The following is a 9,463-nucleotide window of genomic DNA, read 5'->3' on the forward strand; positions in this document are numbered from 1 at the left end:
TTAAATATTAGGCATATTTAAAGATTGCATTCCCTGTAATGGCACGTTATTCCATTGCGCAATCGCTTGATTGAGCATGCGTGCTGGCGTGTCATGCTCGACCGCAGGCTGCTGTAATAGCTCTAAAGCATGAGCAATCAGCTTACTCGGATTACGCGTATCAATAGGTTGGGCGAGATTTTGCTTAGAGAGCTTTTGACCGTCTGGATTGCATATCAACGGTAGATGATACCAATGCTCGATAGCAGGCAAGCGTGCGGCATGCATGATACTGATTTGAGCTGTGGTCATCGGCAAAATATCTAAACCGCGCATGATATGAGTGACTTGTTGTAAGCCATCATCAAGGCTTGCTGCCAAAATATAATTAATCATGCCATCTTGACGACGAACCACCATATCCCCTAAAGTCTGCTGCGGATTATCCCACTGTACGCCTTGAATACCATCCTTAAAGCCAATGCTGTAGTCTGGCAACTGTATTCGTAGCTTATGTTGTTCATGACTTAAATTGGCATTAACACAGAATCGTGGATAGCGCTGTCTATTAGGCTGTAATTGGCTGTCATGCATAGGAGGTGAGTCAGTTGTTAAGTTTTCTGCGTTCATAAGCCTAACCTGTTCTTCTTGCTGCGCCCAGTAGTGTTCCAAACTCTTACGTGAACATTGGCAACCATACGTCAGCGGATGCAGCACGGAGGATACATAATCATTATAAATATCAATGCGCTCAGACTGATAAATAATATCGTCATCCCAGTTTAGACCCAGTACTTCTAAATCTATGAGAATCTGCTCAGTAAACTGTCTATCACAGCGCTCGGTATCGGTATCTTCGATACGTAATAACCATTTGCCACCGAGGGATTTGATATGACAGAAGCTAGCAAGCGCTGTCGTTAACGAGCCAAGATGCAGCTCACCTGTGGGTGAAGGTGCAAAACGACCGATAGGCTGTGGCAGGGATTTATTAATTGTTAAGGAGGTATTCAGCAAGGAGCTATTTGGCATAGGATTGTTTAATCTAGAGCTAGTGGGCGTTTTCAAAATAGACGGTTATCGAAACATAAGTAGTTATCGAAACATAGCTAGTTATCGAAACTAAGAAGAGGTAAATAGAATAAACAAGATGATTATAAAAAGATATTTATTAAATACGCCTATTTTGTTGGTAACTCGTCAATAAGCATAAAAGTGCATGAGAAATTAGTATTATAAAAAGTAGCATTACAAAATGCGACGAGCGACCAATATATGGTCGCTCGTGTTTATTACAGTTTTACTGACAGCTAATATAAGCGCGCGTCTAGGTATGACCTTGATTTTGACGCTCTTTAATCTCAGACAAAGTTTTACAGTCGATGCACTGAGTCGCCGTTGGGCGCGCTTCAAGACGACGAAGACCAATTTCTACGCCACAAGTGTCACAAAAACCATAATCGTCATTTTCGATTTCTGAAATAGACTTGTCGATTTTACGGATAAGCTTACGTTCACGATCACGCGTACGCAAAGTCAGCGCAAACTCTTCTTCTTGAGTGGCACGATCATTGATATCTGGCATGGCGCTCGACTCATCTTGAATATAAGTCTTAGTGCGATCAGCTTCGCCAATCAGCTGATGCTTCCAGTCTAATAACATGGCCTTGAAATGTGCCAACTGCTCATCAGACATATACTCTTCGTCTTTGGCAGGTGCATAAGGCGTAAATTTAACATCACTTGGATTCGTGGTCAGGGTGCTCATATCGGTATCCTATTTTTTCAAATTCATCCAATAAAACGACCTGTCAAAAGACAAGACGTTATCAATTTACCAAACGCTATAAATTATCCCTTTATAAAACGTTTTACCACTTAGTAACACAGCTGATCTAATTAAGAGGGTGTCTCTATATGCCGACATCGGCATATCAACGGTCAAGTATATTATCATCAATATTTTTATTTAAATGGTCGCACTCAAATAAAATGACAAATCACTGACTGTGAAAACTTAGCTTGTAGTCAATGTAGCCATCCTAGCTATTATAATTTTGTCTAATTAAGTATTAGACCGTACCCATTCTCATGGCATTTTATCGTTCATAGTACTATTTGTTGGTAGTGCTGTTTCTAATTCGCTGACTATAAAAAGATAAGACGATTGTTACGATAAATATAAACCTGTACTGTGCCAGCCATTTCATATTGAATCAAGCAAAATTAGCTAGCGCTATAATATACAGATAACCTATTTTGACGTGCCTTACTTATAGATAAACGACTAGCCAAACAATAATTAAACGCTAATCAAAAAATAGACAAATTCTAGCCGATAAAACTGGTCGTCAAGTATCTAGTCTTTCAACCCAGCTTGCAACCTTTCCATTGTTGGCTAATTGCAACCAACGATATCCTGGGCGGGCGTTTTCATCGTAAGCAAAATCATCTTCAAAAGGCTTGAATTGATAGCAGGTAGAGGGAGTGCTATAAACGGTAACCCCTTCATGCTGGCGCATTTGCTCTTGGTGGGTATGTCCATTAATAATCACTTTTAGATGCTCAAACGCTGAGATACGCTGCCAAAAAGTATCTACATTTTTGGCCATATGGCTATCAATCCAATCAGAATCTACCGGTAATAGATGATGATGCAGGGCTATGAGCGCTGGCTTATCACAAGAATCTAGCTGCTCACAGACCCAATCCATATCGGTCGCCGTAATCTCACCTTCTACTTTGCCTGTAATGGACGAGTCTAATAAAAGGAGCTGCCAGTAGTCGGTTTCAATAATATGCCGATTCAGCAAACGAGAGTCAGCAGGCCTAGCAATGAGTTCTCGTTGGAAAAATGGTAAATCGGCACCAATCTCATCAGTCACGTCATGATTGCCTGCAATACAGGCAAAAGGAATGCCAGTTTCGTGCAATACCTTAAAGATATGATCGTAGATAGCTGGCTTCACTTTATCGACTAAGTCGCCCGTTACCATGATCAAATCACAGCGAATGTCTTTGTTTAATGCTTGTTTGATAATCGCCTCAAAATGGTATTGGCAAACAGACACTTCGCTACTGGTTTTATCATCAACAGCAGGCACAGGCGATGATAGATGCAAGTCCGTAATTTGTAAAATATTAACCTGTCCATCTAGCGTACTGACGGTACTGGCAGGATAGCTTAGCATTAGATTCAGTCCCTCATCGAATCAATGAACACTTTTATAAGTAAATACAATTAAACGAGTAGCGATAAATGAGTAGCTATTATTTGTCAGGCTTCTATATATCTCATCAATAAAAATGAACTTCTACACTGTAAAAGTGGTCATTTAATCCTATATAAAGCTCGTTTATATATCACTCGTTTGGTTGTAGACGTATTTAACTATAGTGTTGATAGTATTGGGGAAAGTTTACAACATAATGACTATGAAAGCTCTAGCAATTTTGCTGAAATAAAGTTTTATAAAGGCTAGAGAAATATCTTTGCCGTGTCGATTATAGCCACTACTAGGATAGCTATATGCTGTTCAAAATAGAAAAATGATACTTAAAAACATACTCAAGGCACAGTAAGATTGGAACATTTATCATCACGTACTACTGCTATAAATTATCTTCATTTGCTTTATGTTTTGCATTTTATAGGCTACGAAAGATCCATCTCAACAGCACTGTGGCTTTTTAAAGTGAACTTACTTTTTAAAGTGAACATATTTTATGATAACAATAATAATATACAGTCAGTTCAATGTAAAAACGATACAGGGGAACTAGGATGAATTTTTTGCAGCCTCTGTCGGCGTAGGCACAGCAAGCCAGAAAAACTCATCCTAATCTCGCGTGATAAAATAACGTATCTGTTTTATTGGATATCAACTGTATCTAGCGACGTGGCGACCAAAATTTTGCCGTTACTGATTTTGCGGATATGAATTTTGAGACAGTCAAGGCGGCGAAAAATAGAATGGCTAAAATCAAGACGATAGAGAGTCCCGTTTGAATATCAAGCCAAATACTGCCCCAAACACCGAGTGTCACGCCAAGTTGAGCAGTAATCAGCGCTATAATTACCATTTGTTTTGGCGACGCTGAATATAAGCGCGCGGTGAGAGCCGGCAATACCAATAAGCCACTGATTAATAAGCTACCAACTGCTTGCAAAGCAATGGCGCAGAACCCTGCCAATACACCCATGAAAAACAGTCGTTGCCGCATTGGATCAATGCCTTGAATGCGCGCTAACGCTTCATGAGTAGCAAGCTTTATTTGCGAGGGCCATATATAAATCAGTAACCCCAATCCCACTAATGTGCTAGCAGCAATTAATGGCAAATCCGCCCAATCAAGCTCAAGCAGATTACCAAACAAAAAGCCTAATACATTGGCTTGCTGATTGGTAAGCTGGGTCAAGGTTAATAGTCCTAAACAGAGCAGCGATACGGCTACTACTGCTAGCACAGCATCCATTGGCAAACGCTCATCATCGATGAATACCAAGCCTAATACCACCATAATGCTGACCAGTGCAATGCCAATACCCATTGGCAACTGCCACCATACTGCCAGTGCCACACCTAGCAACGTGCCATGCGCCAAAGCATCGGCAAAAAAAGCCATGCGTCGCCACAACACCAGACACCCCAAGGGTGCAGAGAGCAGCGCTAAAATACTGCCGGCAATCCAAGCCGGCGCGATGATGGCTAACCAAGCGGTCATAATAAATATCCATAAAGTTTTTATAAAAAGGTCTACAAGGCATTTTTTGCTTTACATTAAGCTAGGTTTTCTATTATATCTCGCTCGGTGCGTGATGCTCACAGGCGTGTGGTTGATGAACATATGGCTGCTCGTAATGATGACCAAACAGCTTTTGAAACTCACTACTAATCGCAAGCTCGCTTGGCTGACCTTCACAGCAGATATGCTTATTCAAGCAAATCACTCGTCGGCTACCTTTCATCACCCAATGTAAATCGTGTGATACCACTAGCATGGCGCACTTTAAAAAGTCTGGTAATTCATCAATAAATTGATACAACCAAACCTCTGTCTCAGGATCCAGCCCTTGCATCGGCTCATCTAAAATCAGCAAATTGGGTTTCTCTAATAGCGCCCGCGCTAACAATACCCGTTGGGTTTCACCGCCTGATAAATGCAGCATTTGCCGCGATAATAGATGCGTTAATGACAAATTATCAAAAATAAACTGGCGCTGCTCAGCTGTTAAGCGTTTCCTATCTGCTTGCGCTAATAAATCGCATACGCGTAACGGCAAAATCGGCGGCACAGCAAATCGCTGCGGTACATAGCCAAGTTTCAGTGGTTGATGAGTACTCATTTGACCTTCAGTAGGAGTAATCAGCCCCAAAATTAGCTTCACTAGCGTTGACTTGCCAGCGCCATTAGGTCCAATAAGGCTTACGGTTTCATTGACCGCAATATCGATATTAATATGTGATAGTAAACGTTGTTGCCCAATATGGTAGCTGATATTGCTTAAGCTCAGCAGCTTGCTTGTATTATTCATCAGATGACCGCGCCTATGGATAGGGAGTGGGTTTAAATATAAGAGTCAGCTCATTGTCTACTGACACGATTGGCAACGACCGCTCAGCTCAATCACACTACGAACAACGGTAAAGCCAATATCTTGCTCAGCAAAGCTCATCATTTCTTGTACGGGTAAGCTGCTACATTCTTGCACGCGCTGGCACTGCTCACAGATCAAGAACGCTGCAGTATGCTGAGCGCGCGGATGACAGCAAGGTACATAGGCGTTAATAGAGGTCAGTTGATGAATCAAACCTTCCGCTAATAAAAACTCTAGACTACGATACACCGTTGGTGGCGCCACATTCTTTGCAGCATCCGTCTCATTATCATTGTTTGATAAACGCATTTGCTGTAATTGGGTGATTAAGTCATAAGCGCCAACCGGCTTATTGGCTTGTAATATCAGCCTATAAACCTGTTGCCGTAAGGGCGTAAAGCGCACACCACGTAACCGAGATTGCTCTTTTGCTGCTTCTAAACGCTCACTTACATCATGTGGCGTAAAATCTTGCACACCGTGCGAATGTTCGCATGTCGAGGAAGTAAGGGACATAGTACAAGCTCCTAAAAAATATGACGCCTTTTTATGATGGCGTTCTTTATTGTTATAGTATAACATAATGAAATAAGAAACAGACAAGTTGCCTTAACTTAATAATAAAGAACCTACTATGAATTTATCTTTCAGCTATTCTTTACGCTTAATCATTATAATACAGCGACTGCTTATTACGGGCCTAGTAGCGTTAGGCTGTTTAACGCTGAGTGCCCAAGCCGCTACCGTCAGTGTGAGTAATTATCCGCTGTTCCTGTTGAGTCAGGCGGTGACTCAAGGCGCACCATCCGCTGAACAAATACTCGATCCGAGTGAAGTCGGCCATCATGGCAGTATCAGTCCGGGCGATATCAAAACGATTCAGGATAGTACGTTTGTTGTATGGTTTGGCGCCTCACTAGAACACAACTTAGCCACCAGTTTAGATAAAGCGCCTAATGCCATCTCATTATATGCCTTTGATGCTTTTAATCGGCATCCATTACGCGATGTCAAAGGTCAGCCTATCAAAGGTACATTAGATCCTCATATCTGGCTTGATCCTGAAAACGCCAAAGCGATTACTCGCGCATTAGCGGTGATTCATAGTCATGCTAATCCGCAATACAAGTCGCTTTATCAAGCCAACACAAAGAAATTCGCACAACGTATGGACGAGGCAGTAGCGGCACAAAGCAAGCTAGGGGGAAAAGCGCGAAAAGCTCAACCTTACTGGGCTTATCATGATTCTTATCAGTATCTAGAGCGCGCTACTCAGTTGCAATTCGCAGGTAGTTTGAGTGTTGATGAAGACCTAGCGCCCAAAGCCAGTCAACTGCGCTGGCTCAACGAGCACCGTCCATCTAAAACGATGTGTATAGTGACGCAAAGTGAACCGGCCAAAGGCTTGCTTGCTAAACTACAACCAGTGAAGAGTACACTACAATCGGAAGACATGAGTGCCAGTAAAGACTTTGTCAGTGGTTGGCAGATGATGGCACAGCAAATCCGCCAATGCATATCGTAAAAGCTCTTTTTGAAAATATGATTTGGCAATGATAAGCCAGTAGTTCAAATACTTGTTAGGTCAAACGTATATAACACTTAAATCACAATATAATAAATCGGTTTAATAAACTATTAGCTGTACTTTATTAACTTTATAGAGAGCTTTTCGTTACTGTACAGTCAAATGCTTGATAAAAGGCATATTTTACTTGCTTAAAAGCGACTCGCTCCTTATAATGAGGGCGTTTTATTTTGGTTGAAAGATAACGCCTATATGGTGAGCCACTCGCGCATAACAGTGTCGCAAGCAAGCTACATTATCCCCAAGTTGTAGGGTTATAGGAATATCAATGACCAAGCCTGCCAAACGCACGCAAAAAGATAAAATTGGCATCTATCTTAAACGCCAAGCATGGATATTATTTATCCTCATTATTATTGCTTGGATGATAGATACGATATGGCTGCATAGTGAGCTTACTATCGCAAAAAGCACCGCTATTGGTGCCTTGCTCAGTTTTTCTACTCAAGCAGTTTTTGCTTTTTTTATCTTTTGGTATACCGGCTATCGCGCGCGCTTACATATCGTTAGCCAGCTTTATCGGGGTCAGATGGCAAAGTGGCTATTGACCGTGTTTGGTTTCGCACTAATTTTTATTACCGTACAACCCCTATCAGCGCCAGCGCTTTTTATCGGTTTTATGGTAATGCAAATTAGTCACAGTTGGATGTTGTGGCATATACGCTAGTGTAGATAAAGGATAGCTATTTGATAGTTACCTTATTGAGTGCACTGAGCTCGTCACCCTGCTGTCCAACTTCTCTATGACTGATTAGTAAGTCAAAATACAATCATTGCCTTAAAATAGCAGCGATAATAGTGATATAAATTTCTAATATAAAAATATAAACCGCTATTTGTGGATAGGGAAGCGTTAATTAAACGTTTATTACCCTTTATAATTAAATGCTTACAATTTAATTAGTGACCCAAAGCTGTGTGGTTTAAGGCTATTCATAGCTAACTTATTCATACAGTAGATAAAAAAGTCATAATTGACTTTACACGAATACAACGCTGCATTAATATAGGCGGCTAAATATCTTGCTTACGTGCGCTGTATTAAGCGTTTATCGTGACAAAACGGGCGAAGCAAAAAAATATGATATTTTACTGCATACATTAAAGGGCCATTAATGAATAATGATAAGCCCTTTTTTGATAGCTAAAATTTATCATCAGCTAGCAAATTTAGCATAAGTAACAGAACTATGGGTTGGGTGTTATTGTTTAAAGAGATGCTTTAGCGTGGTTTGTTTATCTGCATTGAAACAATGCAGCCGCAAGCGTTAAAGACCTCATCAGATGACAACCGTATTTTTTGGTAGTTGAGTAAATCGTTGACTAATAAGAAGCTTATATTATGGCAGGCGAGCAAACAACCACAGACTATATCTCTCATCATTTAACGAACTGGACGTACGGCTATCTGCCGGGCGAAGGTTGGAAAGTTGCCTATACTGCCGAAGAAGCAGGGTTAATGGGCTTTAAAGCGATCCACCTTGATTCTATGCTTTGGTCAATTGGTTTGGGCATTGTTTTCTGCGCCATCTTCTGGATGGTCGCTAGAAAAGTCACTTCAGGCGTGCCGGGTAAGCTGCAAACTGCGGTTGAGATGATCGTTGAGTTCGTTGATAACAACGTTCGCGACTCTTATAGTGGCACCTCAAAGCTGATCGCGCCCTTGGCGTTGACCATTTTTGTGTGGATATTCTTAATGAACTTGATGGATTTACTACCTGTCGATTTTATTCCTATGATTGCTGGCCAAATCGGCGCCATGATGGGACATGACCCGCATCATGTATTCTTTAAGATTGTTCCAACCACGGATCCTAATATCACGCTTGGCATGTCATTCTCTGTCTTTGCGCTGATTCTATTTTATAGTATCAAAGAAAAAGGGTTGGGCGGCTTTGTTGGCGAGCTAACATTGCATCCGTTCAGTACCAAAAACCCTATCTTACAAATTATTTTAATACCCATCAACTTTATCTTAGAGTTTGTTACTCTGATAGCCAAGCCTATCTCTTTAGGTTTACGACTATTTGGTAACATGTATGCTGGTGAGTTGATTTTCATACTGATTGCCCTAATGCCATTTTGGATTCAGTGGGCGTTATCAGTGCCGTGGGCTATTTTCCACATCTTAATTATTACCCTCCAAGCGTTCGTATTTATGATGCTGACCATAGTTTATATGTCACTTGCATCATCAACTGAACATTAATTAGACATTCAATAGGTAAATGAGGATACATCCATGGATCCAGTATTAGGTGGTTACACAGTTATCGCAGTAGCACTACTTATCGGTT

General features: G+C 41.1%; 9 protein-coding genes. 3 read left to right on the plus strand and 6 right to left on the minus strand.

Features of this window, described 5'->3' with window-relative positions:
• The 6 genes from gluQRS to WAZ74_RS01115 form a co-directional block, all read right to left on the minus strand.
• The gene (gene gluQRS, locus WAZ74_RS01090) at positions 1–1,011 is read right to left on the minus strand and encodes a tRNA glutamyl-Q(34) synthetase GluQRS (RefSeq protein WP_422304901.1); all 1,011 of its coding nucleotides are present in this window, start codon (positions 1,009–1,011) and stop codon (positions 1–3) included.
• Between the two features lie 295 nt (positions 1,012–1,306).
• Positions 1,307–1,747 carry an RNA polymerase-binding protein DksA gene (dksA, locus tag WAZ74_RS01095; protein ID WP_422304903.1) on the minus strand — a complete coding sequence of 147 codons (441 nt, stop codon included), beginning with the start codon at positions 1,745–1,747 and terminating at the stop codon, positions 1,307–1,309.
• 583 nt (positions 1,748–2,330) lie between these two features.
• On the minus strand, positions 2,331–3,170 hold the full coding sequence (locus WAZ74_RS01100; RefSeq protein WP_422304905.1) for a metallophosphoesterase: 840 nt from the start codon (positions 3,168–3,170) through the stop codon (positions 2,331–2,333).
• Between the two features lie 700 nt (positions 3,171–3,870).
• On the minus strand, positions 3,871–4,704 hold the full coding sequence (locus WAZ74_RS01105; RefSeq protein ID WP_422304907.1) for a metal ABC transporter permease: 834 nt from the start codon (positions 4,702–4,704) through the stop codon (positions 3,871–3,873).
• A gap of 73 nt (positions 4,705–4,777) precedes the next feature.
• On the minus strand, positions 4,778–5,515 hold the full coding sequence (locus WAZ74_RS01110) for a metal ABC transporter ATP-binding protein (protein ID WP_422304909.1): 738 nt from the start codon (positions 5,513–5,515) through the stop codon (positions 4,778–4,780).
• A gap of 57 nt (positions 5,516–5,572) precedes the next feature.
• Positions 5,573–6,094: a Fur family transcriptional regulator gene (locus WAZ74_RS01115; protein ID WP_422304911.1), complete on the minus strand. Its 522-nt coding sequence runs from the start codon at positions 6,092–6,094 to the stop codon at positions 5,573–5,575.
• A 118-nt stretch (positions 6,095–6,212) separates the two neighbouring features.
• On the opposite strand from WAZ74_RS01115, the gene WAZ74_RS01120 reads away from it, so the two are divergent.
• The 3 genes from WAZ74_RS01120 (at position 6,213) to atpB (ending at position 9,375) form a co-directional block, all read left to right on the plus strand.
• Positions 6,213–7,103 carry a metal ABC transporter solute-binding protein, Zn/Mn family gene (locus WAZ74_RS01120; protein WP_422304913.1) on the plus strand — a complete coding sequence of 297 codons (891 nt, stop codon included), beginning with the start codon at positions 6,213–6,215 and terminating at the stop codon, positions 7,101–7,103.
• A gap of 331 nt (positions 7,104–7,434) precedes the next feature.
• The gene (locus WAZ74_RS01125) at positions 7,435–7,833 is read left to right on the plus strand and encodes an ATP synthase subunit I (RefSeq protein WP_422304915.1); all 399 of its coding nucleotides are present in this window, start codon (positions 7,435–7,437) and stop codon (positions 7,831–7,833) included.
• A 675-nt stretch (positions 7,834–8,508) separates the two neighbouring features.
• Entirely contained in the window at positions 8,509–9,375 is an 867-nt protein-coding gene (atpB, locus tag WAZ74_RS01130; RefSeq protein WP_422304917.1) for a F0F1 ATP synthase subunit A, read from the plus strand.
• The last annotated feature ends 88 nt before the right edge of the window (positions 9,376–9,463 follow it).

This window comes from Psychrobacter sp., assembly GCF_049295055.1.
Classification (GTDB): domain Bacteria; phylum Pseudomonadota; class Gammaproteobacteria; order Pseudomonadales; family Moraxellaceae; genus Psychrobacter.

Excerpts from the sequence above, each read along its gene's own strand:
- WAZ74_RS01110 (WP_422304909.1), bottom strand. The coding sequence starts at position 5,515 with ATGAATAATACAAGCAAGCTGCTGAGCTTAAGCAATATCAGCTACCAT.
- WAZ74_RS01100 (WP_422304905.1), bottom strand. The coding sequence starts at position 3,170 with ATGCTAAGCTATCCTGCCAGTACCGTCAGTACGCTAGATGGACAGGTT.
- WAZ74_RS01125 (WP_422304915.1), top strand. The coding sequence starts at position 7,435 with ATGACCAAGCCTGCCAAACGCACGCAAAAAGATAAAATTGGCATCTAT.
- WAZ74_RS01120 (WP_422304913.1), top strand. The coding sequence starts at position 6,213 with ATGAATTTATCTTTCAGCTATTCTTTACGCTTAATCATTATAATACAG.
- dksA (WP_422304903.1), bottom strand. The coding sequence starts at position 1,747 with ATGAGCACCCTGACCACGAATCCAAGTGATGTTAAATTTACGCCTTAT.
- WAZ74_RS01115 (WP_422304911.1), bottom strand. The coding sequence starts at position 6,094 with ATGTCCCTTACTTCCTCGACATGCGAACATTCGCACGGTGTGCAAGAT.
- atpB (WP_422304917.1), top strand. The coding sequence starts at position 8,509 with ATGGCAGGCGAGCAAACAACCACAGACTATATCTCTCATCATTTAACG.
- gluQRS (WP_422304901.1), bottom strand. The coding sequence starts at position 1,011 with ATGCCAAATAGCTCCTTGCTGAATACCTCCTTAACAATTAATAAATCC.
- WAZ74_RS01105 (WP_422304907.1), bottom strand. The coding sequence starts at position 4,704 with ATGACCGCTTGGTTAGCCATCATCGCGCCGGCTTGGATTGCCGGCAGT.